This is a genomic window from Pseudomonas sp. FW305-96 (assembly GCF_058783825.1).
In genome coordinates this window covers 1-22,531 of sequence record NZ_JBYSYW010000031.1, presented here as the reverse complement: position 1 = coordinate 22,531, position 22,531 = coordinate 1, and the positions used below count along the sequence as shown (strand labels likewise).

General features: G+C 64.2%; 19 protein-coding genes, 1 tRNA gene and 1 pseudogene. 5 read left to right on the top strand and 16 right to left on the bottom strand.

Annotated features, from left to right (window positions below; translation table 11 throughout):
- Positions 1 to 166: 166 nt before the first annotated feature.
- Genes rlmB through AC3WL2_RS20270 form a run of 3 tightly spaced genes read right to left on the bottom strand, consistent with a single transcriptional unit; the run spans position 167 to position 3,656 of the window.
- Positions 167 to 913: a 23S rRNA (guanosine(2251)-2'-O)-methyltransferase RlmB gene (gene rlmB / locus AC3WL2_RS20280; RefSeq protein WP_102683943.1), complete on the bottom strand. Its 747-nt coding sequence runs from the start codon at positions 911 to 913 to the stop codon at positions 167 to 169.
- Positions 910 to 3,483 (bottom strand): ribonuclease R, encoded by a 2,574-nt coding sequence (gene rnr, locus AC3WL2_RS20275; protein WP_102683942.1) that lies wholly within the window; start codon positions 3,481 to 3,483, stop codon positions 910 to 912. Before rnr ends, rlmB begins: the two co-directional genes overlap by 4 nt.
- Positions 3,483 to 3,656, bottom strand: a complete 174-nt coding sequence (locus tag AC3WL2_RS20270) for a hypothetical protein (RefSeq protein ID WP_158247513.1) — start codon at positions 3,654 to 3,656, stop codon at positions 3,483 to 3,485. Before AC3WL2_RS20270 ends, rnr begins: the two co-directional genes overlap by 1 nt.
- 98 nt (positions 3,657 to 3,754) lie before the next feature.
- On the opposite strand from AC3WL2_RS20270, the gene AC3WL2_RS20265 reads away from it, so the two are divergent.
- The 3 genes from AC3WL2_RS20265 to AC3WL2_RS20255 all read left to right on the top strand — a co-directional run bounded on the left by AC3WL2_RS20265 (position 3,755) and on the right by AC3WL2_RS20255 (position 6,590).
- Positions 3,755 to 3,841 (top strand) — tRNA-Leu (locus AC3WL2_RS20265).
- A gap of 170 nt (positions 3,842 to 4,011) precedes the next feature.
- The gene (locus AC3WL2_RS20260; RefSeq protein WP_102683941.1) at positions 4,012 to 5,025 is read left to right on the top strand and encodes an extracellular solute-binding protein; all 1,014 of its coding nucleotides are present in this window, start codon (positions 4,012 to 4,014) and stop codon (positions 5,023 to 5,025) included.
- Entirely contained in the window at positions 5,025 to 6,590 is a 1,566-nt protein-coding gene (locus tag AC3WL2_RS20255; RefSeq protein WP_102683940.1) for an ABC transporter permease, read from the top strand. Before AC3WL2_RS20260 ends, AC3WL2_RS20255 begins: the two co-directional genes overlap by 1 nt.
- Positions 6,591 to 6,734: 144 nt before the next feature.
- Here the strand turns inward: AC3WL2_RS20255 and AC3WL2_RS20250 are convergent, their stop codons facing one another.
- Entirely contained in the window at positions 6,735 to 7,439 is a 705-nt protein-coding gene (locus tag AC3WL2_RS20250) for a methyl-accepting chemotaxis protein (RefSeq protein WP_371918106.1), read from the bottom strand.
- Between the two features lie 201 nt (positions 7,440 to 7,640).
- Positions 7,641 to 7,853 (bottom strand): annotated as a pseudogene (locus AC3WL2_RS20245) (methyl-accepting chemotaxis protein); the annotation flags it as partial.
- A 483-nt stretch (positions 7,854 to 8,336) separates the two neighbouring features.
- Between AC3WL2_RS20245 and AC3WL2_RS20240 the strand changes: the two are divergent.
- Positions 8,337 to 8,648 (top strand): hypothetical protein, encoded by a 312-nt coding sequence (locus AC3WL2_RS20240; RefSeq protein ID WP_371918103.1) that lies wholly within the window; start codon positions 8,337 to 8,339, stop codon positions 8,646 to 8,648.
- 263 nt (positions 8,649 to 8,911) lie between these two features.
- Here the strand turns inward: AC3WL2_RS20240 and AC3WL2_RS20235 are convergent, their stop codons facing one another.
- The 11 genes from AC3WL2_RS20235 to AC3WL2_RS20185 all read right to left on the bottom strand — a co-directional run bounded on the left by AC3WL2_RS20235 (position 8,912) and on the right by AC3WL2_RS20185 (position 21,186).
- Positions 8,912 to 10,204, bottom strand: a complete 1,293-nt coding sequence (locus AC3WL2_RS20235; protein WP_028688256.1) for an adenylosuccinate synthase — start codon at positions 10,202 to 10,204, stop codon at positions 8,912 to 8,914.
- A 55-nt stretch (positions 10,205 to 10,259) separates the two neighbouring features.
- Positions 10,260 to 11,447, bottom strand: a complete 1,188-nt coding sequence (locus tag AC3WL2_RS20230) for an ATP phosphoribosyltransferase regulatory subunit (RefSeq protein WP_102683938.1) — start codon at positions 11,445 to 11,447, stop codon at positions 10,260 to 10,262.
- A 293-nt stretch (positions 11,448 to 11,740) separates the two neighbouring features.
- A complete protein-coding gene (gene hflC / locus AC3WL2_RS20225; RefSeq protein WP_023629896.1) occupies positions 11,741 to 12,610 on the bottom strand; it encodes a protease modulator HflC in 870 nt (289 codons plus the stop codon).
- Entirely contained in the window at positions 12,610 to 13,794 is a 1,185-nt protein-coding gene (hflK, locus tag AC3WL2_RS20220; protein WP_102683937.1) for an FtsH protease activity modulator HflK, read from the bottom strand. The genes hflC and hflK overlap by 1 nt, the downstream gene beginning before the upstream one ends.
- Before the next feature lie 96 nt (positions 13,795 to 13,890).
- Positions 13,891 to 15,192, bottom strand: a complete 1,302-nt coding sequence (hflX, locus tag AC3WL2_RS20215; RefSeq protein ID WP_102683936.1) for a ribosome rescue GTPase HflX — start codon at positions 15,190 to 15,192, stop codon at positions 13,891 to 13,893.
- A gap of 18 nt (positions 15,193 to 15,210) precedes the next feature.
- Positions 15,211 to 15,471 carry an RNA chaperone Hfq gene (gene hfq / locus AC3WL2_RS20210; RefSeq protein ID WP_023629894.1) on the bottom strand — a complete coding sequence of 87 codons (261 nt, stop codon included), beginning with the start codon at positions 15,469 to 15,471 and terminating at the stop codon, positions 15,211 to 15,213.
- A 94-nt stretch (positions 15,472 to 15,565) separates the two neighbouring features.
- Entirely contained in the window at positions 15,566 to 16,537 is a 972-nt protein-coding gene (gene miaA / locus AC3WL2_RS20205; protein WP_102683935.1) for a tRNA (adenosine(37)-N6)-dimethylallyltransferase MiaA, read from the bottom strand.
- A 1-nt stretch (position 16,538) separates the two neighbouring features.
- The gene (mutL, locus tag AC3WL2_RS20200) at positions 16,539 to 18,434 is read right to left on the bottom strand and encodes a DNA mismatch repair endonuclease MutL (RefSeq protein ID WP_102683934.1); all 1,896 of its coding nucleotides are present in this window, start codon (positions 18,432 to 18,434) and stop codon (positions 16,539 to 16,541) included.
- The gene (locus tag AC3WL2_RS20195) at positions 18,431 to 19,861 is read right to left on the bottom strand and encodes an N-acetylmuramoyl-L-alanine amidase (protein ID WP_102683933.1); all 1,431 of its coding nucleotides are present in this window, start codon (positions 19,859 to 19,861) and stop codon (positions 18,431 to 18,433) included. Before AC3WL2_RS20195 ends, mutL begins: the two co-directional genes overlap by 4 nt.
- 12 nt (positions 19,862 to 19,873) lie before the next feature.
- Complete coding sequence (gene tsaE, locus AC3WL2_RS20190; RefSeq protein ID WP_102683932.1) at positions 19,874 to 20,347, bottom strand: tRNA (adenosine(37)-N6)-threonylcarbamoyltransferase complex ATPase subunit type 1 TsaE; 474 nt, start codon at positions 20,345 to 20,347, stop codon at positions 19,874 to 19,876.
- Complete coding sequence (locus tag AC3WL2_RS20185; protein ID WP_102683931.1) at positions 20,335 to 21,186, bottom strand: NAD(P)H-hydrate dehydratase; 852 nt, start codon at positions 21,184 to 21,186, stop codon at positions 20,335 to 20,337. The genes tsaE and AC3WL2_RS20185 overlap by 13 nt, the downstream gene beginning before the upstream one ends.
- A gap of 64 nt (positions 21,187 to 21,250) precedes the next feature.
- On the opposite strand from AC3WL2_RS20185, the gene queG reads away from it, so the two are divergent.
- Entirely contained in the window at positions 21,251 to 22,315 is a 1,065-nt protein-coding gene (queG, locus tag AC3WL2_RS20180) for a tRNA epoxyqueuosine(34) reductase QueG (RefSeq protein ID WP_102683930.1), read from the top strand.
- Positions 22,316 to 22,531 lie beyond the last annotated feature (216 nt).

Below are 22,531 nucleotides of genomic sequence, written 5' to 3'. Positions count from 1 at the left end.
GGCGAATATTTGAACAGCCGGAAACATATTCGCCAGGTCGGGTGATTCTTGCGGGAACGGGGCTCGTGGGAGCGGCGATGCGGCGACCCGCCCCGCGATGGTGGTGGGTTTGCCATCGCATCGCGGGGCAAGCCCGCTCCCACGACCCCGCCCCACGAGCAATGAATCAGCGCTTGACCTGACGCTGCCTCACGGCCTCGAACAGGCACACCCCGGTGGCCACCGAAACGTTCAGGCTGCTGACGCTGCCGCCCATCGGCAACTTCACCAGGAAATCACAGTGTTCACGGGTCAGGCGGCGCATGCCCTTGCCTTCGGCCCCCATGATCATCACCAGCGGACCGGTCAGGTCCTGCTGGTAGATTTCCTGCTCGGCCTCGCCAGCGGTACCGACCACCCACAGTCCGCGCTGCTGGAGTTTCTCCAGGGTACGCGCCAGGTTGGTCACGGCCACCAGCGGCATCACCTCGGCGGCGCCGCAGGCCACCTTGCGCACCACGCCGGTCAGGGTCGCGGACTTGTCCTTGGGGATCACCACGGCGGTCGCCCCGGCCGCATCGGCGGTGCGCAGACAGGCGCCGAGGTTGTGCGGATCGGTAACGCCATCAAGCACCAGGATCAGTGGCGGCGTCTCGGTGCGCTCGAGCAGCTCGTCGAGCATCGCCTCGCCCCATACCTGGCTCGGGCTCACGTCGGCGACCACCCCCTGGTGCACACCTTCGACCCAGGCGTCGAGCTCACGGCGCTCGGCCTGGCCGACCTGGACGCGGTTCTGCGCAGCCAGCTCCAGCAGGGCCTGGATGCGTGGCTCACTGCGCCCTTCGGACAGCCAGATCTGCTTTACCCGCTTGGGGTGGTGTTGCAGCAGCGCCTGCACGGCATGCACGCCGTAGATCTTTTCCAGCTGACTCATGACTTGTTCTTGCCCTTGCGTGGCGCGCCGGACTTGGGCGGCCCCTTGCGATGCTTGGTCGGCTTGCCGGACGACTTGCCACCTTTTTCCGACTTGCCGCCGGCATGGCCGCTGGCACGCGCCTCGCCCATCAGCGCCTTCTTCATTTCACGGCTCTTGCGCACCTCGGCATTGCGCTGCACGGCGTCTTTCGGGAAGTACGCCTCGGAGGCCTCGCTCTTGCGACTGCGCGGCTTGGGCGAAATCTTCGCTTCGGCGGCAGGCGCCTGCTCGGCCACCGGCTGCGCGGCAGCGCGTGGCTTGCGGCCAACCGGTGCGGTGACGGTCTTCTCCGACATTTCGAAGTCGATCTTGCGCTGCTCGAGGTCGACACGCATGACCTTCACCTCGACCGTGTCGCCCAGGCGGAAGCTGCGGCCGCTGCGCTCACCGGACAGGCGGTGATGCACCGGATCGAAGTGGTAGTAGTCACCCGGCAAGGCGCTGACATGCACCAGGCCTTCGACATAGATGTCGGTCAGCTCGATGAACAGGCCAAAGCCGGTCACCGCAGTGATCACACCTGGGAAGGTCTCGCCGACGCGATCACGCATGTACTCGCACTTGAGCCAGTTGACCACGTCGCGGGTAGCCTCGTCGGCGCGGCGCTCGGTCATCGAGCACTGCTCGCCCATCTGCTCGAGGCTGTTCTCGTCGTACGGGTAGATGCGCGCCTTGGGAATGCTCATGGCACCGGCACGCTTGACATGCGGGGTGTCGACCTTGGAGCGGATCACGCTGCGGATGGCGCGGTGCACCAGCAGGTCCGGGTAACGACGGATCGGCGAGGTGAAGTGGGTGTAGGCCTCGTAGTTCAGGCCGAAGTGGCCGTTGTTCTCGACGCTGTACACCGCCTGGCTCAGCGAGCGCAGCATGACGGTCTGGATCAGGTGGAAGTCCGGGCGCCCGGCGATGCTCGCCAGCAGCGCCTGGTAGTCCTTCGGCGAAGGGTCCTTGCCCTTGTGCAGGCTCAGGCCCAGCTCACCGAGGAATGCGCGCAACTTCTCCAGGCGCTCGGGCGGCGGGCCGTCGTGCACGCGGTACAGCGCAGGCACATTGTGCTTCTGCAGAAACTCGGCCGTCGCGACGTTGGCCGCCAGCATGCACTCTTCGATCAGCTTGTGGGCGTCGTTGCGCACGGTCGGACGAATTTCGTCGATCTTGCGGTCATCGCCAAAGATGATCCGGGTTTCCTGGGTCTCGAAGTCGATCGCGCCGCGGGTGTGACGGGCCGCCAGCAGCACCTTGTACAGGGCGTACAGGCTCTTCAGGTCCGGCAGCACCGCGCTGTACTCCTCGCGCAGGGCCTTGCCTTCGCGGGTGCGGGAATGCTCGAGCATGCTGCTGACCTTGTTGTAGGTCAGGCGCGCATGGGAGTGGATCACACCCTCGTAGAACTGGTAGTCGACCATCTGGCCGGCCTTGTTGATGGTCATCTCGCAGACCATGGCCAGGCGATCGACGTGCGGGTTCAGCGAGCACAGGCCGTTGGACAGCTCTTCGGGCAGCATCGGCACGACGCGCTCGGGGAAGTACACCGAGTTACCCCGTTGCTGCGCTTCGGTATCCAGGGGCGAACCCAGGCGCACGTAGCTGGAAACGTCAGCGATCGCCACGTACAGGCGCCAGCCGCCGGAGAACATGCGCAGCTTGCCCAGCGGCTCGCAATACACCGCATCGTCGAAGTCGCGGGCGTCTTCGCCGTCGATGGTGACGAAAGGCAGATGGCGCAGGTCGATGCGCTTCTCTTTATCTTTCTCCTCGACTTCGGAGCGGAACTTGCGCGCTTCCTTGATCACCTCCTGCGGCCAGACATGCGGGATGTCATAGCTGCGCAGGGCGATGTCGATCTCCATGCCCGGCGCCATGTAGTTGCCGATCACCTCGACCACATCACCCTGCGGCTGGAAGCGCGGGGTTGGCCAGTGGGTGATCTTGATCGACACGAACTGGCCGATCTTGGCGCCGCCGTTGCGCCCGGCGGTGACCAGCACTTCCTGCTGGATCTTCGGGTTGTCGGGGGTCACATAGCCGATGCCGCCCTCTTCGAAGTAACGGCCGACCACGCTTTCGTGGGCGCGGGAGATGACTTCCACCAGCACACCTTCGCGGCGGCCACGGCGGTCCACGCCGGAAACACGGGCCAGGCCGCGGTCGCCGTCGAACACCAGGCGCATCTGCGACGGGCTGAGGAACAGGTCTTCGCTGCCATCGTCGGGAATCAGGAAGCCGAAACCGTCGCGGTGGCCGGACACGCGGCCACAGATAAGGTCAAGCTTGTCCACCGGGGCATAGGTGCCGCGCCGGGTATAGATAAGCTGACCGTCGCGCTCCATGGCACGCAGGCGGCGGCGCAGGGCTTCGATCTGGTCTTCTTCGTAAAGACCGAACTCTTCGGCCAGCTGTTCGCGGGCAGCCGGCTCGCCACGGTCGGCGAGGCGCTGCAGGATCAGCTCACGGCTGGGGATAGGGTTGTCGTATTTTTCCGCTTCGCGAGCGGCCTCGGGATCGAGGGATTGCCAATCGGCCATCAGAAGGGGTTCACCTTGGGGTATATAGATATGAATTCTGGCATAGGCGTATTGAAACCGGAAATGTCAGCCTTGGACAGCCCCGGCGTGGTATCCGCCGAACGGAAATAGGCGCGTGGAATCAACGGGTTGAATTTTTTGAATTTTTTTTCGATCAGGGGCTTTACAGCCATCAGGAGCGTCCGTATAGTGCGCACCACAACGACGGACAACCCCGAAGTTGTAGTAGAGATGAACGACGCTGTAAAGCATCTTTTAATCTCGAATGTGTGCCCAGGTGGCGGAATTGGTAGACGCGCTGGTTTCAGGTATCAGTGACTTAACGGTCGTGGAAGTTCGAGTCTTCTCCTGGGCACCATACAAAAACCCACTAGCTTGCTAGTGGGTTTTTTCTTGCCTGCGATTTCATGTCGCCGGGCAGCCCCCCTCCTTCGTCTACCCATGAATTTCCCGTCATGCGCCCATTTGAGAAACAATTTCGTTTACCATTGTTTCCAAATATGTAGCCGTAAGCGAGGAAGCACCCGCATGACGATCCGCCCGCAACCGCTGATGCGCACCCTGGCCGCCGCAGTCCTGAGCCTGGTGATCGGCGCTCCGGCCGCCCTGGCAAACGAACCAGTCACGTTGACAATGTACAACGGCCAGCACAAGGAAATCGGTGAAGCCATCGCCAAGGCCTACGAGGCCAAGACCGGCATCCATATCAATATCCGCAAGGGCAGCAGCAACCAGCTGGCCAGCCAGATCATCGAGGAAGGCGAACGCTCGCCGGCCGACATCATCTATACCGAAGAGTCGCCACCGCTGAACAACCTGGGCGAACTGGGCCTGCTGGCGAAGATCGACGACGCCACCCTGAACATGCTGCCCAAGGAGTACGTGGGCGCCAACGGCACCTGGATGGGCGTCACCGCGCGCACCCGCGTGGTGGTCTACAACCCGAAGAAGATCGATGAGAAGGAACTGCCGACCACGGTGATGGACTTCGCCGGCCCCGAATGGGACGGCCGTGTCGGCTACGTGCCCACCAGCGGCGCCTTCCAGGAACAGGCGGTGGCCATCCTCAAGATGCACGGACGCGAAGCCACCGAAGAATGGCTGACCGGCCTGAAAGCCTTCGGCAAGACCTATACCAACAACATGGTCGCACTGAAGGCCGTGGAAAAAGGCGAAGTCGCCGCGGTACTGGTGAACAACTACTACTGGTACGCCCTGGAGCGCGAGCGCGGCAAGCTCGATTCCAAGCTGTACTACCTGGCCGACGGCGACGCGGGCAACCTGGTGACCATCTCCGGTGCCGCCGCGGTCAAGGCCAGCAAGCACCCGAAAGAAGCACAGGCCCTGCTCAACTGGATGGCCAGCGAAGAAGGCCAGCGCGTGATCACCCAGACCACCGCCGAATACCCGCTGCATAAAGGCATGGTTTCCGACCGTGGCCTGAAGCCGTTCGATGAGCTGCGCCCGCCGAAGATCTCGCCGGCCGACCTTGGCAATGCCGAGGAAGCCATCGAACTGGAACGTGAGGTTGGCCTGCTCTGATGACTGCCGCCCTGCCCTCACCCGCCTTGGCGCGCTTCGTCCCCAAGCGCAAGCGCCCGTCCATCTGGGTGGTGCTGCCCGTGCTGTTCCTGGTGGCCATGAGCCTGCTGCCATTGCTGTACGTCGGGCTCAAGGCCTGGGATGCCGGCTGGCATGAAGCCCTGCGCCTGCTATGGCGTCCGTTCGTGTGGGGCTTGCTGCGCAACACCCTGCTGCTGATGGTCGGCGTCACCGCGCTGTGCCTGGTGGTGGGCGTGGCCCTGGCCTGGCTGCTGGAGCGCAGCGACCTGCCGGGCCGACGCCTGTGGGGCGTGGTGCTGTGCCTGCCGTTCGCCGTGCCATCGTTCGTCAGCAGCTTCACCTGGGTGTCGCTGAGCTCGGACTTCGAAGGACTGGGCGGGGCGATCCTGGTGATGGCGCTGTCGAAGTACCCACTGGTGTTCCTGCCGGTGGCCGCCACCCTGCGCAACCTGGATACCGCGCTGGAGGAGTCGGCGCGCACTCTGGGCTGCAGCCGCTGGGGCGTGTTCCGCAAAATCACCCTGCCGTTGCTGTGGCCGTCGATGCTCGGCGGCGGGCTGCTGATTGCCCTGCACATGCTGGTGGAGTTCGGCGCCCTGTCGATCCTTGGCCTGCAGACCTTCACCACAGCGATCTACCAGCAGTTCGAGCTGGAGTTCAGCAACGCCAACGCGGCGATGCTCTCAGCGGTGCTGCTGGTGCTGTGCCTGGCAATGCTATGGCTGGAACTGCGGGTACGCGGCAAGGCGCGCCATGTGCGCATTGGCCAGGGCGTGGCGCGCCGCGCTCAACCCTTGCGGCTGCGCGGCTGGATGCCTCTGAGCCAGCTGTTCTGCCTGGCACTGGCGGTGCTGGGCAGCGGCATTCCGCTAGCCATGCTCGGCTACTGGCTGAGCGTGGGCTCATCGGCGGCCTTCCCGGTCGCGGCCATCGGCAAGGCCCTGGGCACCTCGCTGTCGGTGTCATTGGGTGGCGCCGGCTTCTGCGTGCTGCTGGCCCTGCCAATCAGCTTTCTGGTGGTGCGCTACAAGGGGCGCCTGGCGATCTGGGCCGAGCGGTTGCCGTACCTGCTGCACGCCCTGCCCGGGCTGGTGATCGCGCTGACCCTGGTGTTCTTTGCCCTGCACTATGTTCCGGCGCTGTACCAGACCACGGCGCTGCTGATCCTGGCCTATGCCTTGCTGTTCCTGCCGCTGGCACAGTCGCCGGTGCGCACCGCACTGAACAAGGCCTCGCCAACCCTGGAAGAGGCGGCACGCACCTTGGGTGCCAGCAGCTTCGCGGCCTTCTGCCGGGTTACCTTGCCGATCATCTTCCCGGCAATGGCAGCGGCTTTCGCCCTTGTGTTCCTGGATGCGATGAAGGAATTGACCGCCACCCTGCTGCTCAGCCCGACCGGTATGACCACATTGGCCACCGAGGTGTGGGCGCATACCGCCAACGTCGAGTTTGCGGCGGCGGCGCCTTATGCGGCGTTGCTGATCGTGGTGTCGGGATTGCCGGTGTATCTGCTGACTACCAGGATGTACCTGAACAAGGCGTGACAGCCTCCCCTTGGGGGCGCGTTGCGCCCCTTTTGCCGCGGTTCGTCGCCACGACAAGCCGACTCCCACCCCTACCGCGTCGCTCTCAAGCCCGCACTGTAATTGTGGGAGCCGGCTTGCCGGCGATGAAGCCCCCACCTTTCCTCAGGCCCTGAACTGCCCCAGGCTGGCCCGCAACTGCGCCGCCAGGTCATCCAGTACCTTGCTGCTGGCGGTGGTCTGCATCACCACCTCGGCCGAACGCTCGGCCTGGGCATGGATGGTTTCGACTCGCCCACGCACGGCCTGCGCGCCGCTGGCCTGCTGCTCGGCCGCTCGCGTGGCCAGGCCGATCGCCGCATGCACCTGCTCGACCGCAGTCTGCACCGATTGCTGGCGCCGCTCATTGTCACGCAACACCAGCAAGCCTTCACTGGCCTGGCGCCCGGCCTGGCTTATGGTCGCCACCGCCTCCTTGGCGCCTTGCTGCAGCGCAGCGATATGCGACTGGATATCCCCGGTCGAGCTCTGCGTCTTGCTCGCCAAGGCACGCACCTCATCGGCCACCACGGCGAAACCGCGCCCGGTCTCTCCGGCCCGCGCAGCTTCGATAGCAGCGTTAAGCGCCAACAGGTTGGTCTGCTCGGCAATGCCATGGATCACCGTCAGCACCACCTCGATCTGCTCGCTCTGCTTGGCCAGCCGCTCGATCACCTGGGAGCCGGTCTGCACTTCGCCGGCCAGGTTCTCGATCAACCTCGCCAATTGCGTCGAGGCACGGCTGTTCTCGTCGGTCGCCTGGCGAATATCCACCACCTGCTGCAATGCCGCCTGCATGGCATGGCTCTCGGCCTGGGCCTCGTCAGCCATGCTCGACAGGTCGCGCAGGCTGGCAGCCACTTCGTCGCGCTGCAACGCGGCGGCGGCATCGGCCCCGGCGTTGCGCTGGGCCATGCTGTCGATCTCCACGCCGGTACGCTGCGCCACTTCGCCAGCCTCGCGGACGATCGGCTGCAGCTTGTCGACGAAGCGGTTGACCGCCGAGGCCATGTCGCCGATCTCGTCACGGCTGTCGAGCTTGACGCGCTTGGTCAGGTCGCCTTCGCCGGCGGCCAGGTCGTTCAACGCGGCGATCAGCAGGCCGAGCTTGCTCAGGACACGGCGCCCGAGCACCACCGCCACCACCACCAGCACACCCAGACCGACCAGCACCAGACCCAGGCCGATGCGCCAGCGCAGCTCGGCGGCGGCATCACGCACGGTCTGCGCGGTATTGGCCTGCATGGCCGTGGCGCTGTGCTGGGCTGTCTCCAGGCGCGCACGCAAGGCCTTGCCACTGTCGGCGGCGGCGGCCACCAGGCTGTCCCCGACCAGTTGCTCGCCACTGGCGATCAAGGCCGCGAAGCGCTGATCCAGGGCCTTGAGCTCCTGGTCGATGCCCGCGGTGGACACGCCCATCAGCACCTTGCCGATCTCTGCGCCATTGGGGTTGATCGACGCTTCTACGAAGTACACCGACGGATCCTTGCGCGCGGCATCCAGCACCTTGTCCAGCGCCCGTTCACCCTGGCCCTTTTCCATCAATGCCTGGTTGATCGGGTTCTGCCGGTTGAGGTAGCGAGTCAGGTGCTGGCCCTGGGCATCATCGTAGATCACGAACAGCACATTGGGATTGCGCTGAGCACGGCGAGCGAAGTCCGAGAGCATCGGCACGTCGTTGTCCCAGATCGCCCGGGGCGCGACCGAGGCCAACAGATCGGCCATTTCATGAGCCGAGTCCCTGAGATTTTCCTCCAGCGTTGCGCGCAGCTGCTGCTGCTCATCCTGCAGGCGGCTGGAGAGGCCCGCACTCAAACGCTGACGCGTACTGACGGAAAGGCTGTCGAGCCCAGCCCGGACATCCTCCCCGGCCTGCTCCAGTTCGGCAGCCAGTTTCTGGCTGTCATTGCCCAGGCGCGCCCCCAAATCGGCCTCCAGGGCGGTTACCGTGCTCCGCGTCAGTGCAACGGCAACCAGTACCTGCACCAGAAGAGCGATACCAAGCGCAACAAACACAGGCCGCAAGAGGCGACTTCGTAACAGTGAAAGGATGGCAGACACGTTGTAACCCTCGTGTTTCTGGCGCCATTACTTTGATGGCATCTACAGAAACTTCTTACAGCAAGGGTTGTGCCTGAGACAGCAGGTATAAATGCCAAAGGTATGAGGTAATTATCCATGGCAGCGAAATTGCCCACGCCGATGCCATGCGCGGGGCAAGTCCGCCGCTACTTCGTACCCCATATGAAAACGCCGCGCCTCCTTGCGGGGGCGCGGCGTTCAGTCAGCTAGCGAGTAGCTGATCAGGCGAACGGATGACGCAGCACGATGGTTTCGTTGCGGTCCGGGCCAGTCGAGATGATATCGATCGGCGCGCCGACCAGTTCCTCGATGCGCTTGATGTAGTTGCGCGCGGCCTGCGGCAGCTCTTCCAGGGTTTTAACGCCCAGGGTCGACTCGCTCCAGCCTGGCATCTCTTCGTACACCGGCTCCAGGCCGATGTAGCTGTCGGCATCGGAAGGCGCGTCGATGACGGCACCGTTCTCGTTCTTGTAGCCAACGCAGATGTTGATGGTTTCCAGGCCGTCCAGCACATCCAGCTTGGTCAGGCAGATGCCCGAGATGCTGTTGACGTCGATGGCGCGACGCAGGATCACGGCATCGAACCAGCCGCAACGACGGGCACGGCCGGTGGTGGAGCCGAACTCGTGGCCACGCTTGGCCAGAGTGGCGCCGGTCTCGTCGAACAGCTCGGTCGGGAACGGACCGGAACCGACGCGGGTGGTGTAGGCCTTGGTGATGCCCAGGATGTAGTCCAGGTACATCGGGCCAACGCCGGAACCGGTGGAGATGCCGCCGGCGGTGGTGTTGGAGCTGGTGACGTACGGGTAGGTACCGTGGTCGATGTCCAGCAGCGAGCCCTGGGCGCCTTCGAACATGATGTCCTTGCCGGCGCGGCGCAGGTTATGCAGTTCGGCGGTGACGTCGAGCATCATCGGCTTGAGCTGCTCGGCATAGGCCATGCACTCGTCCAGTGTCTGCTGGAAGTCGATGGCCGGCTCTTTGTAGTAGTTCACCAGCTGGAAGTTGTGGTAGTCCAGCAGCTCACCGAGCTTGGCGGCGAAGCGCTCGCGGTGGAACAGGTCGCCGACGCGCAGCCCGCGACGGGCCACCTTGTCTTCGTAGGCCGGGCCGATACCACGACCGGTGGTGCCGATCTTGGCTTCGCCGCGGGCTTTTTCACGGGCCTGGTCGAGGGCCACGTGGTACGACAGGATCAGGGGAGCCGCCGGGGAAATGCGCAGGCGCTCGCGCACCGGTACGCCCTTCTCTTCCAGCTTGGTGATTTCACGCATCAGGGCATCCGGGGCAACGACCACGCCGTTGCCGATCAGGCATTGCACGCCTTCACGCAGGATGCCGGACGGAATCAGGTGCAGAACAGTCTTCTCACCGTTGATCACCAGGGTGTGGCCCGCGTTGTGGCCACCTTGGTAGCGCACGACGGCGGCAGCATGTTCGGTCAGCAGATCGACGATCTTGCCTTTGCCCTCATCACCCCACTGGGTGCCCAGGACGACGACATTCTTACCCATTACATTTGTCCTCATTCACGCAAACTTGGTGCCGGCCCATTGCCGGCGAAGAATCTCAATGGGTCAGCGGCAGAACCTGCCAGCGCCCGTCTTGCTGAATCAATTGCCGATCACAATCCGCCTCGAGGGCAGCACTCAGCGGCTGGCCAGGCAAAGCCTGGACCACTCGCTGGCCCTCGTTGCGCAACTGGCAGACCATCTGCCAGAGGGCCGCATCGCTGCTGTCGGGCATCCAGATGCCGCCAACAGGCAATACGACCTCCGCTCGCCCCAGTGTGACCAGGGTCTTCAAATCCGTGGAGAATCCGGTGGCCGGGCGTGCCCGGCCAAAATCGGCGCCGATGTCGTCATAGCGGCCGCCCTGGGCGATCGATTGACCTTCGCCAGGCACGAACACGGCGAACACCACGCCAGTGTGATAGTGGTAGCCGCGCAGTTCGCCGAGGTCGAAGTACAGCGGCAGGTCCGGGTAGCGCGAAGCCAGGCGGTCGGCGATCGCCAACAGGTCGTCCAGCGCCGCCAGCACGCTGGCCGGGGCACGGCCCAGGCGTACACGGGCCTCGGCCAGCACTTCACGGCCACCGCACAGTTCGCACAGGGCGCGCAGCATGTTGCCCAGGTCCTTCGGCAGGTCTGCGGTCAGCGCCTGCACTTCATCGACGGCCTTGCGCTGCAGGGCATCGAACAGTTGCTGCTCGACCGCGCCGGACAGGTTGGCGGCACGGGCCAGGCCGCGATAGATACCGACATGGCCAAGGTCCATGTGCACATCGGCGACATCGGTCAGCTGCAGTGTGGCGAGCATCAGGCTGATGACTTCGACATCGCTGGTAGGGCTGGCGTCGCCGTACAGCTCGGCGCCCAGCTGGATTGGGCTACGCGAGGTCGACAAGGCACGCGGCTGCGCATGCAGCACGCTGCCGGCATAGCACAGGCGGCTCGGGCCTTCACGGCGCAGGGTGTGGGCGTCGATGCGCGCCACCTGTGGCGTGAAGTCGGCACGGAAACCCATCAGGCGGCCGGACTGCGGGTCGACGACCTTGAAGGTACGCTGGTCCAGGTCCTGGCCGGCGCCGGTGAGCAGCGACTCCAGGTACTCGATATGCGGGGTGACGACCAGTTCGTAACCCCAACTCTGGAACAGGTCCAACACCTGACGACGCGCGATCTCGATGCGCGCCGCCTCAGGTGGCAGTACTTCCTCGATGCCATCTGGCAGTAGCCAGCGGTCTACCGTTGCCATTACGCCATTTCCCCTCTGGTCCGGGCGGCCTGCCAGCTGGCGAGCCGTGAGTAAAGCAGGCATTGACGCACAACAGCGGGCAGCACCGATCCCAGCGCAACCACCGTAGCCAATACCCTCTAATTGCCTTGCGACCTGACCAAACCGTCAACTGGCCGTTTGCCAATCAACCTTGCAGACGCAAAAAAGCCGGGAATTTCCCGGCTGACTCATCATACACCCCTTTTCATTCAGGATGCACCCCGCCAGGCATTTTAGCTGCCCGGCGGGGCGAATCCCTCATGAGAGCACGATCAGGGCTTGCTCTTGTCCAGGAACCTGAAGAACTCGTTCTTCGAATCCAGGACCAGTACATCGCTCTTGCTGGAGAAGCTTTCGCGGTAGGCCTTGAGGCTACGGTAGAACGCGTAGAAATCGGCGTCCTGCGTGTAGGCCTTGGCATAGATGGCAGCCGCCTGGGCATCGCCATCACCACGGGTCTCTTCCGCTTCGCGGTACGCTTCGGCCAGCAGCACTCGGCGCTGACGATCGGCGTCGGCACGAATACCTTCGGCCAGCTCGTTACCCTTGGCGCGGTGCTCGCGGGCTTCACGCTCGCGCTCGGTGCTCATGCGGTCGAACACGCTGCGGTTGACTTCCTTGGGCAGGTCGATGGCCTTGACGCGAACGTCGACCACTTCGATACCCAGCTCCTTGCTGGCCATGCGGTTCAGCGACGCGGTGATGTCTGCCATCAGCGCATCACGTTCACCGGAAACCACTTCGTGCAGGGTGCGCTTACCAAACTGGTCACGCAGGCCGCTCTCCAGACGACGCGACAGGCGCTCGTCGGCGATCTGCTTCATACCCGAGGTTGCGGTATAGAAGCGCTCGGCGTCCTTGACTCGCCATTTGGCGTAGGCATCGACCATCACCGCTTTCTTCTCCAGCGTCAGGAAACGCTGGGTCGGTGCGTCGAGGGTCATCAGGCGGGCGTCGAACTTGCGCACCTGGTTCACGTACGGCACCTTCACGTGCAGGCCAGGCTGGACATCGGCCTTGACCACGCGGCCGAACTGCAGCAATACCGCGCGTTCAGTCTGCGAAACGATGTAGAAGCAGTTCCAGGCGGCGATCGCCAGCACCACGGCGCCGATCAGGGCGAACAGTGACTTATTGCTCATCAGCGGCTCTCCCTGGAACGCAGCGGCGGTTGTGGTTGCAGGTCCTGCGCGGCACGCGCGGCGGCGTCATTGACCGACGGCGATACGCTGCTGGCCGGCGCTGCACTGTTGCCACGGCTGCCTTCGACCATCTTGTCCAACGGCAGGTAGAGCAGGTTGTTCTGCCCGTCCTTGGCCGTGACCAGAACCTTGCTGGAGTTGCTGTAGACCTCCTGCATGGTATCCAGGTACAGACGCTGGCGCGTGACCTCCGGTGCCTTGCGGTACTCGGCGACCAACTTGGTGAAGCGATCGGCCTCACCCTTGGCGCGGGCAATGACTTCATCACGGTAGCCGTTGGCGTCCTCGATGATGCGCTGCGCCTGGCCACGGGCCTCCGGTACCACACCATTGGCGTAGGACTCGGCCTGGTTGCGCGCACGCTGCTCGTCCTCACGGGCACGGATCACGTCGTCGAAGGCTTCCTGCACTTCACGCGGGGCTGCCGCGCTCTGTACGTTGACCTGGGTGACAGTGATACCGGTGCGGTAGGTGTCGAGGAAACGCTGCAGGCGCTCGCGGATATCCACCGCCATCTGCTCGCGGCCTTCGGTCAGCACCTGGTCCATCGAGGTGGAACCCACCACGTGGCGCAGGGCGCTTTCGGTCGCATGCTGCAGGCTGACTTCCGGCTGGTCGACGTTGAGCACGAAGTCCTGCAGGTTGCTGATGCGGTACTGCACGGTCAGTGGCACTTCGACGATGTTTTCGTCTTCGGTGAGCATCTGCCCCTGCTTGGTGTACGCCCGCTCGCGGGTCACGTTTTCCATGTACTTGCGGTCGATCGGCGGGAAATAGATATTCAGGCCGGGACCAACGGTCTCGTAGTACTTGCCGAAGCGCAGCACCACGGCCTGCTCCTGCTCGTCCACGACATAGACGGCGTTATACAGCCAGATTGCCGCCAGAGCCGCCAGGCCGATGCCCAGCAGGCCATAGCCGCCACCCTTGCCGATATTGCGGTCACCGCCGCCGCCACGTTTCTTGCCACTGCCGAACATGCCGTTCAGGCTGTCCTGCAGCTTGCGGAAGGCCTCGTCCAGATCCGGTGGACCTTTCTTGTCGCCACCACCGCCGCCACCATTACGGCGGCCGCCCCAGGGATCCTGATTGTTCGAGTTGCCACCCGGCTCGTTCCAAGCCATAGCGCTCTCCATCTGATAAAGCAAAGACGCGCCCACGGCGCGCCGTCCAATGCTACAGAATGCCTGTCACGGCTGCCCGGCGACCTCGACGGGCATTTATTGCAAAGTGTGTTGCTCGACAAACACTTGCGGCTCCATGCCTTCGCGGCTGACCAGGCGATTCAACTCGACCCTGGGCAGTCGCACGCTCAGCAGGCTGCGCCCTTCTTCATCATGCTCTTCACTCTGCACGGCACCCAGGGCAAAGAATTGCGCGCGCAGGCGGGCAAACCGTTGCTCCAGGCACAGGGTCCCGACATACAGGTCGTCCCCCAGCAACTCGGCAATCGCCTGGCCAACCAGCTCCAGGCCTCGTCCATCACGTGCCGATACCCAGACTCGCTGCGGCTTGCCATCGGCATCGCGCTGGATCTGCGGCTCGACATCTTCGAGCAGGTCGAGTTTGTTATAGACCTCGAGGATCGGCAAGCTCTCGGCACCGATCTCGCCCAGCACCGCCAGTACCTGTTCAATCTGCTCCATGCGCTCGGGCTCATGGGCATCGATCACGTGCAGCAGCAGGTCAGAGTTGCTCGACTCTTCGAGCGTAGCCCGAAATGCCTCGACCAGCTTGTGCGGCAGGTGGCGGATGAAACCTACGGTGTCGGCCAGCACGATCGGCCCCAGGTCGGCCAGCTCGAGCCGGCGCAAGGTCGGGTCGAGGGTGGCGAACAACTGGTCCGCGGCATACACATCGGATTCGGTCAGCGCATTGAAGAGGGTCGACTTGCCGGCGTTGGTATAGCCCACCAGCGACACCGACGGGATGTCCGCGCGCTTGCGCCCACGGCGGGCCTGTTCGCGCTGGCTGCGCACCTTCTCCAGGCGTGCCTTGATCTGGCGCAGGCGCACCCGCAGCAGGCGGCGGTCGGTTTCGAGCTGGGTTTCACCCGGACCACGCAGGCCGATACCGCCCTTCTGCCGCTCAAGGTGGGTCCAACCGCGTACCAGCCGCGTGCTCATGTGCTCGAGCTGGGCCAGTTCGACCTGCAGCTTGCCTTCGTGAGTACGCGCCCGCTGGGCGAAAATGTCGAGAATCAGCCCGGTACGGTCCAGCACGCGACACTCGAAGACGCGCTCGAGGTTACGTTCCTGGCTGGGCGTGAGGGTGTGATTGAAAATCACAAGGTCGGCTTCGGCCGAATGGACCAGGTCGCGCAACTCCTCGACCTTGCCGCTGCCGATCAGAAACTTGGCGGTGGGCTGATGCCGCGCCACTGTTACCAGCGAAACGATATCGGCTCCGGCCGACAGCGCCAGCTCCTGAAACTCCTGCGGGTCTTCGCGCGCCTCAGGGTTCTGACCTTCCAAGTGAACGAGCAGCGCTCGCTCACCACCACCGTGGCGCTCAAAGAACAATGCAGGCTCCTACTTTTTTCAAGCGTTGCCTGGCTCGCTGTCGCCGTGCTCACCATCGGTCGGGCTTGGCAGACGAACCGGGCGTGCGGGGACGACGGTCGAAATGGCGTGCTTGTAGACCATCTGGCTGACGGTGTTTTTCAGCAGCACGACGAACTGGTCGAAGGATTCGATCTGGCCCTGCAGCTTGATCCCGTTGACCAGATAGATCGAAACCGGGACTTTTTCTTTTCTCAAGGTGTTCAAGTAAGGGTCTTGTAGCGAATGCCCTTTTGACATATGCCGCACTCCTGTAAGGATCAATAATAGAAAATCAAGAAAATCGATAAATTATGCCGCCCCTTCGCAAGAATAGACGGCAACTGGCAGGGACTCAGCTCAATATGGAGACGGTCCCCAGGTATTTCAAGGTGCGGGACAGATTGTCGCAGGCCAGGCTATCCAGCCAGTGGACGTCGGACCAGCCGCGCAACCAGGTGAATTGCCGCTTGGCCAGCTGACGCGTGGCAATGATACCGCGTTCACGCATCTCATTCTCAGTCAGCTTGCCGTCGAGGTAGTCCCAGACCTGCCGATATCCCACTGCCCTTATAGACGGCAGCTCCGCATGCAAGTCACTTCTGGCCCGCAGCGTTCGGACCTCGTCGACAAAGCCCTGTTCCAGCATCTGTGAAAATCGTAACGCAATTCGCTGATGCAAAATGTGACGATCTGTAGGCGCTATCGCCAGGCTGGCGACAGTATAGGGCAAATGCTCGCCCGCGCCTGCGTCTGCGCCGCTACTTTCCGCGTATTGACGCTGACGGTGGGCGGTCATGCTCTCGCCACTCACTTTGTACACTTCAAGCGCACGGATCAGCCGCTGCGGGTCATTCGGATGAATGCGCGCCGCCGACTCCGGATCGACTTCGGCCAGTTGGCGGTGCAATTCGGCCAAACCGAGCGCCTGCGCCTGTGCCTCCAGCTCGGCACGCACCATGGCATCGGCTGGCGGCATGTCCGCCAGGCCATCGACCAGTGCCTTGTAATAGAGCATGGTGCCGCCAACCAGCAGTGGGATCTTGCCGCGCGCGGTGATCTCGGCCATGGCTTGGAGAGCATCGGTGCAGAAACGCTTGGCCGAGTAGCTTTCGGCGGGGTCAAGAATGTCGATCAGGCGGTGCGGATGCGCGGCCAGCACTTCCTTGGAGGGCTTGGCGGTACCGATGTCCATGCCGCGATAGACCAGCGCCGAGTCGACACTGATCAGCTCGCAGGGCAGCTTGCTGGTCAGTTCGATCGCCAGGTCGGTCTTGCCGGCCGCGGTCGGGCCCATGAGGAAAATCGCCGGAGGTCTGGCACTCATTTCATCGGCCCCGCAGGAACAGCTTGTCCAGATCGTCCAGGCCCATCTGAGTCCAGGTCGGTCGGCCGTGGTTGCACTGGCCGCTGCGCTCGGTGTTCTCCATGTCGCGCAGCAAGGCGTTCATCTCGGGGATGGCCAGGCGCCGGTTGGCCCGCACCGCGCCATGGCAAGCCATGGTCCCCAGCAGTTCGTTGAGGTGCGCCTGGATACGATCACTGGTGCCGTACTCCATGAGGTCGGCCAGCACATCCTGCACCAGGCGATTGGCCTCGGCCTGCTTGAGCAGGGCCGGGATCTGGCGGATCGCCAGGGTTTCCGGGCCCAGGCGCTGCAGCTCGAAGCCCAGGCGCTGGAACCATTGGGCATGTTCCTCGGCGCAGTCGGCTTCGCGCTGGCTCAACGCCAGCGACTCGGGCACCAGCAACGGCTGGCCGCTCAAGCCTTCACTGGCCATCGCCACCTTCAGCCGCTCGTACATGATCCGCTCATGGGCGGCGTGCATATCCACCAGCACCAGGCCGACGGCGTTCTCGGCGAGGATATAGATCCCCTTGAGCTGCGCCAGGGCGTAGCCCAACGGTGGGATATCGCCTTGGCTTTCCGGCAACGCGCTCGGGGCTGCGGCATTGTCCAGTGGCGCGTAGAACTCACGATAGACCGCCTGCGCCTCGCCGGTACTCACCGGCTGCGCAGGGCGAGGCGAGTATTGGTATTGATAACCTGCCCCAGCGCCGCCCGTGAACGAAGGGCGCTGTTCGCCCTGAGGCTGCTCGAGCACAGGCGAGGCCAGGCGCATCTCGCCCTGAGGGCCAAACTCGCCAGCCTGCAAGCCGCTGGGACGGACCAGCTCGTCGGTGGCAGCCGGTGCGGCGAGCTGGTCTTCCGGGCGTACATCAGCCAAGGCGCGGTGCAAGGTGCCATAGAGGAAGTCATGAACCATGCGCCCTTCGCGGAAGCGCACCTCGTGCTTGGTCGGGTGGACGTTGACATCAACGCCGGTCGGGTCGCACTCGAGAAACAGCACGAAGGTCGGGTGCCGGCCATTGAACAGTACGTCGCGATAGGCCTGGCGCACCGCATGGGCTACCAGCTTGTCGCGCACGGCCCGGCCATTGACGAAGAAATACTGCAGATCGGCCTGGCTGCGCGAGAAGGTCGGCAGACCGACCCAGCCCCACAGTCGCAGGCCGTTGCGCTCGACATCAATGGGCAGCGCCTGCTCGAGAAAGCCCGGGCCGCAGATGGTGCCGACCCGCCGCGCCCGGGCCGTTTCGTCGGCGGCCTCGTGCAGGCTGAAGATGGTCTTGCCGTTGTGCCGCAGGTGAAAACCGACGTCGAAACGCGCCAGCGCCAGGCGCCGGATCACTTCCTGCAGATGATCGAATTCGGTCTTTTCGGCCTTGAGAAACTTGCGTCGCGCCGGGGTATTGAAGAACAGGTCACGCACTTCGACGGAGGTGCCGACCGGATGCGCGGCAGGCTGCACCCGCGGGGTCATGTCGCGCCCCTCGGTTTCCACTTGCCAGGCTTCGCTGGCATCGGCGGTACGCGATGTAAGGGTCAGGCGCGCCACCGAGCTGATCGATGCCAGGGCCTCGCCGCGAAAGCCCAGGCTGAGCACGCCTTCAAGGTCTTCCAGTTCGCGGATCTTGCTGGTGGCGTGGCGGGCCAGCGCCAGCGGCAGGTCATCGGGGGCAATGCCACCGCCGTTGTCGCGCACCCGCAGCAACTTCACGCCGCCCTGTTCGACCTCGACCTCGATGCGCCGAGCACCGGAGTCGAGGCTGTTCTCCAGCAATTCCTTGGCCACCGAGGCGGGGCGTTCGACTACCTCGCCGGCGGCGATCTGGTTCGCCAGCCGCGGGCTGAGCAGCTGGATACGCGAGCCGCCACTCATTGCTGGGACGCCAGGGCGGTGGTGGGGATGTCAAGGTGCTGGCCAACCTTGAGCTCGTCGGTCTTCAGGTTGTTGCTACTGCGCAGGCCAGCCACGCTGACCTGGTAACGCACCGCAATCATCGCCAGCGTCTCGCCGGGGCGCACGGTGTGTTCACGCGGGCCCTGGACGATCTTGCCACTGTCGCGCAGCCAGGCGATGTAAGTGCCAGGCGGCGGGTTCTGCTGGAAGAATTGACGCACACCGGTATGAATCGAACGTGCCAAGGCCTGCTGATGGCTACGGGTAGCCAGCTTGGCCGCCTCGTTGGCGTTGGAGATGAACCCGGTTTCAACAAGGATCGACGGGATATCCGGCGACTTCAGCACCATGAACCCAGCCTGTTCCACCCGTTGCTTGTGCAGCGGCGTGACCCGGCCCATGTTGCCCAGCACCTTCTGCCCGACATTGAGGCTGGAACTGAGGGTGGCGGTCATCGACAGGTCGAGCAGCACCCCGGCCAGCATGCGGTCCTTGTCGTCGAGGCTGACGTTGCCGGCGCCGCCGATCAGGTCGGAGCGGTTTTCCGTGTCGGCCAGCCAGCGGGCGGTCTCGGAGGTTGCGCCACGGTCGGACAGGGCGAACACCGAAGCGCCAAAGGCAGCCTTCGACGGCGCGGCGTCGGCGTGAATCGAGACAAACAGATCGGCGCCCTTCTTGCGGGCGATCTCGGTGCGCTTGCGCAGCGGGATGAAGTAGTCACCGGTGCGGGTCAGCTCGGCGCGGTAACCCTTCTCGGAGTTGATCTGGCGCTGCAGTTCCTTGGCGATATCCAGCACGATATCTTTCTCGTGCTGGCCACGCGAGCCGGACGCGCCCGGGTCTTCGCCGCCGTGACCGGCGTCGATGGCGACCACGATGTCACGCTTGCCACTCGGCGCCGGTGGCAACTTGATCGCCGGCTGCGCCGGGGTGACGGGCACCGCCGGCGTGGTGGCCGGTGGCTGCGGCGTCGGCGGCGGTGTCGGGTTGCTGGCGGCGATGGCGTCGGCTTCCTGGTCATACAGGTCGACCACCAGGCGGTTGCCGTACTGGGCGTTCGGGGCCAGGGTGAAGCTCTTTGGCGACACGGCTTTCTTCAGGTCGACCACCACGCGCAGGTCGGTGGGCGTGCGCTGAGCTGAACGCACGCTGGTGATCGGCGTGTTCGAGGTGGAGACGTTCAGCGGCGCCCCCAGGGTGGCACCGTTGATGTCGATCACCAGGCGATCAGGAGCGGTGAGGGTGAAGACGCTGTGCTGCACAGGCCCGGACAGGTCGAAGACCAGCCGCGTATTGTCCGGAGCGCGCCACAGGCGCATGCTCTTGACTTGAGTGACGGCCAGAGCGTCAACGGTCACCGCGGTCAGCAGCAGCCCAACAACAGCGACCAGTGCGCGTATGCGCATACCTTTCCCCACTTACTGTATGAATTCTTTGGCCAGAACGGCACACCAGGACTCGCCGCGTGCCCCCTGCGGCGACAGGTTCAGCGAACGTCCGCCCGCTTGCGGGCTTATGGTAATGGTCAGGTCGGGCTTTGGCAAAACGCCCGCACCTTTATCGGGCCACTCGAACAGGCACAATGCATCGCCCTCGAAATAATCGCGAATGCCCATGAATTCAAGCTCTTCCGGGTCGACCAGGCGATAGAGGTCGAAATGGAAGGCGCGAACCTCACCAATCTCGTAGGGTTCAACCACGGTAAATGTCGGACTTTTTACCGGGCCGGTATGACCCAGGCCACGAATCAGCCCGCGGGACAGGGTGGTTTTGCCTGCCCCCAGGTCGCCCTCGAGAAAAATCACACCATGACCTTTGGTCACTTCGGCCAGTTTCGCGCCGAAAGCGACGGTGGCGTCCTCGTCGCCCAGAAACAGGGTTATGCCTGACACGCTGAATGCTCCTCCAATAACGCTCTAATGACCGGCACCAGATCACTGGCCGCCAGCCCTCTACCTTTGACACCCAGCCGCTCGCCGGCGCAGGCATGCAGCCACACCCCCAGGCACGCGGCCTGCCAGGCGTCCAGCCCCTGGGCCAGCAAGGCTGCGAGCACGCCTGTCAACACATCGCCCAATCCGGCACCGGCCATGGCCGGATGCCCACGGCCGCAATACGCCAGTTGCCCGCCAGGGTCGGCCACCAGCGTGCCGGCGCCCTTGAGCACGCAGACACTGGCGTAGCGACGCGCCAGCTTGCGCGCCGCCCCCGGCCGGTCGGCCTGCACCGCCTCGGTGGAAATCCCCAGCAGGCGCGCGGCCTCGCCGGGGTGCGGGGTGAGAATGCTGCCGCTGGGCAGTGCCAGTGGCGTGCGTGCCAGCAAGTTGAGCGCATCGGCGTCCCACACCTGTGGCCGGTGGGCATTGGCCACCGCCGACAACACGCTGCGCCCCCACCCGGCCTGGCCGAGGCCAGGGCCGACCACCAGCACCGTGGCACGCTCGAGCAACGCCATCAGTTGGTTGGCCGAGCTCACGCCCATCCACATGGTCTCGGGCAGGCGCGTCAGCCCCGCAGCTACGTGTTCGGGGCGGGTGGCTACGCTGACCAGGCCGGCGCCACAACGCAACGCCGCCTCGCCACTGAGCATCACCGCGCCGCCTGTGCCCAGGTCGCCGCCGACCACCAGCACATGGCCGAAATCGCCCTTGTGGGCATCAGCGGCACGTGGCGGCAGCCTGGCCAAGGTCAGGCTGCTGAGCGGTAATGGGGGGTGTTTGGTCTGAGGCATGGGGTCAAAGGCTCCGATGTCTGGCAGAATTATACGCACCTCCGCTTGTAATGCTTGTTCATCCATGTCCGCCGACCTTCCAGACATCGCCACATTGGCCCAATCGATCAAGGATTGGGGCCGCGAACTCGGTTTTGCCCATGTCGGCATCGCCGGTGTCGACCTTGGCGAGCACGAACAGCATCTGCAGCGCTGGCTGGCGGCAGGCTACAACGGCGAAATGGAGTACATGGGCGAGCATGGCAACAAGCGCTCGCGTCCGGCCGAGCTGATCCCCGGCACGTTGCGGGTGATCTCGCTGCGCATGGACTACTTGCCCGGCGACACGCAGATGGCCAAGCGCCTGGCGGACCCTGAAAAGGCCTATATCTCGCGTTACGCCCTGGGCCGCGACTACCACAAGCTGGTGCGCAAGCGCGTGCAGCACTTCGCCGACCGCATCCAGGAAGCCATCGGCCCGTTCGGCTACCGCGCCTTCGTCGACAGTGCCCCGGTGCTGGAGAAAGCCCTGGCCCAGGAGGCCGGCCTTGGCTGGATCGGCAAGAACACCCTGCTGCTCAACCGCAAGGCGGGCAGCTATTTCTTCCTCGCCGAGCTGTTCGTCGACTTGCCGCTGCCGATCGACGGCGTGCAGGGCAGCGATCATTGCGGGCGTTGCCAGGCCTGCCTGGACATCTGCCCGACCCAGGCGTTCGTCGGGCCCTATCAGCTCGATGCCCGGCGCTGCATCTCGTATCTGACCATCGAGTTGCGCGGGGCCATTCCACTGGAACTGCGCCCACTGATCGGCAATCGGGTGTTTGGTTGCGACGATTGCCAGATCGTCTGCCCGTGGAACCGTTTCGCCAAGACCACGACCGAAGACGACTTCATGCCCCGTCGGGGGCTGGACAATATCGAGTTGGCCGAATTGTTCCTGTGGGATGAAAAGCGTTTTCTCGGCTGCACCGAAGGCTCGCCACTGCGCCGGGCGGGGTATGAACGGTTCCTGCGCAACCTCGCGGTGGGGCTTGGCAACGCGCCGTCGACCATCCCCGTGCTGGAGGCGCTCAATGCCCGGCGGGATGATCCTTCGGATCTGGTACGCGAACATGTGGAGTGGGCCCTGGCTCGCCACAACGCCCTTTGACGCTCGCTGCTGCGACTTTGCCTTTGCCTTTGCCTTTGCCTTTGGCGATCAAAAGGTTAACCCCATAGCCTGCAAGCGACAGCTACGCCAGTCCAGGCGCCGCCCGTAACTTCGCGACTTCAGGAGGCCGAACGCAGGCCTTGCGGAGGGAGGTGACGGGCATGGATGCCCGTCAAGCGCTGCGCCCCAGGATGGGGCGTTCAGCGCGGTCCTCCC

What these genes read in the sequence shown, in the direction of transcription:
- rlmB (WP_102683943.1), bottom strand. Translation starts at nt 913, where the DNA reads ATGAGTCAGCTGGAAAAGATCTACGGCGTGCATGCCGTGCAGGCGCTG.
- rnr (WP_102683942.1), bottom strand. Translation starts at nt 3,483, where the DNA reads ATGGCCGATTGGCAATCCCTCGATCCCGAGGCCGCTCGCGAAGCGGAA.
- AC3WL2_RS20270 (WP_158247513.1), bottom strand. Translation starts at nt 3,656, where the DNA reads ATGGCTGTAAAGCCCCTGATCGAAAAAAAATTCAAAAAATTCAACCCG.
- AC3WL2_RS20260 (WP_102683941.1), top strand. Translation starts at nt 4,012, where the DNA reads ATGACGATCCGCCCGCAACCGCTGATGCGCACCCTGGCCGCCGCAGTC.
- AC3WL2_RS20255 (WP_102683940.1), top strand. Translation starts at nt 5,025, where the DNA reads ATGACTGCCGCCCTGCCCTCACCCGCCTTGGCGCGCTTCGTCCCCAAG.
- AC3WL2_RS20250 (WP_371918106.1), bottom strand. Translation starts at nt 7,439, where the DNA reads ATGGCTGACGAGGCCCAGGCCGAGAGCCATGCCATGCAGGCGGCATTG.
- AC3WL2_RS20240 (WP_371918103.1), top strand. Translation starts at nt 8,337, where the DNA reads ATGAGCCGAGTCCCTGAGATTTTCCTCCAGCGTTGCGCGCAGCTGCTG.
- AC3WL2_RS20235 (WP_028688256.1), bottom strand. Translation starts at nt 10,204, where the DNA reads ATGGGTAAGAATGTCGTCGTCCTGGGCACCCAGTGGGGTGATGAGGGC.
- AC3WL2_RS20230 (WP_102683938.1), bottom strand. Translation starts at nt 11,447, where the DNA reads ATGGCAACGGTAGACCGCTGGCTACTGCCAGATGGCATCGAGGAAGTA.
- hflC (WP_023629896.1), bottom strand. Translation starts at nt 12,610, where the DNA reads ATGAGCAATAAGTCACTGTTCGCCCTGATCGGCGCCGTGGTGCTGGCG.
- hflK (WP_102683937.1), bottom strand. Translation starts at nt 13,794, where the DNA reads ATGGCTTGGAACGAGCCGGGTGGCAACTCGAACAATCAGGATCCCTGG.
- hfq (WP_023629894.1), bottom strand. Translation starts at nt 15,471, where the DNA reads ATGTCAAAAGGGCATTCGCTACAAGACCCTTACTTGAACACCTTGAGA.
- miaA (WP_102683935.1), bottom strand. Translation starts at nt 16,537, where the DNA reads ATGAGTGCCAGACCTCCGGCGATTTTCCTCATGGGCCCGACCGCGGCC.
- mutL (WP_102683934.1), bottom strand. Translation starts at nt 18,434, where the DNA reads ATGAGTGGCGGCTCGCGTATCCAGCTGCTCAGCCCGCGGCTGGCGAAC.
- AC3WL2_RS20195 (WP_102683933.1), bottom strand. Translation starts at nt 19,861, where the DNA reads ATGCGCATACGCGCACTGGTCGCTGTTGTTGGGCTGCTGCTGACCGCG.
- AC3WL2_RS20185 (WP_102683931.1), bottom strand. Translation starts at nt 21,186, where the DNA reads ATGCCTCAGACCAAACACCCCCCATTACCGCTCAGCAGCCTGACCTTG.
- queG (WP_102683930.1), top strand. Translation starts at nt 21,251, where the DNA reads ATGTCCGCCGACCTTCCAGACATCGCCACATTGGCCCAATCGATCAAG.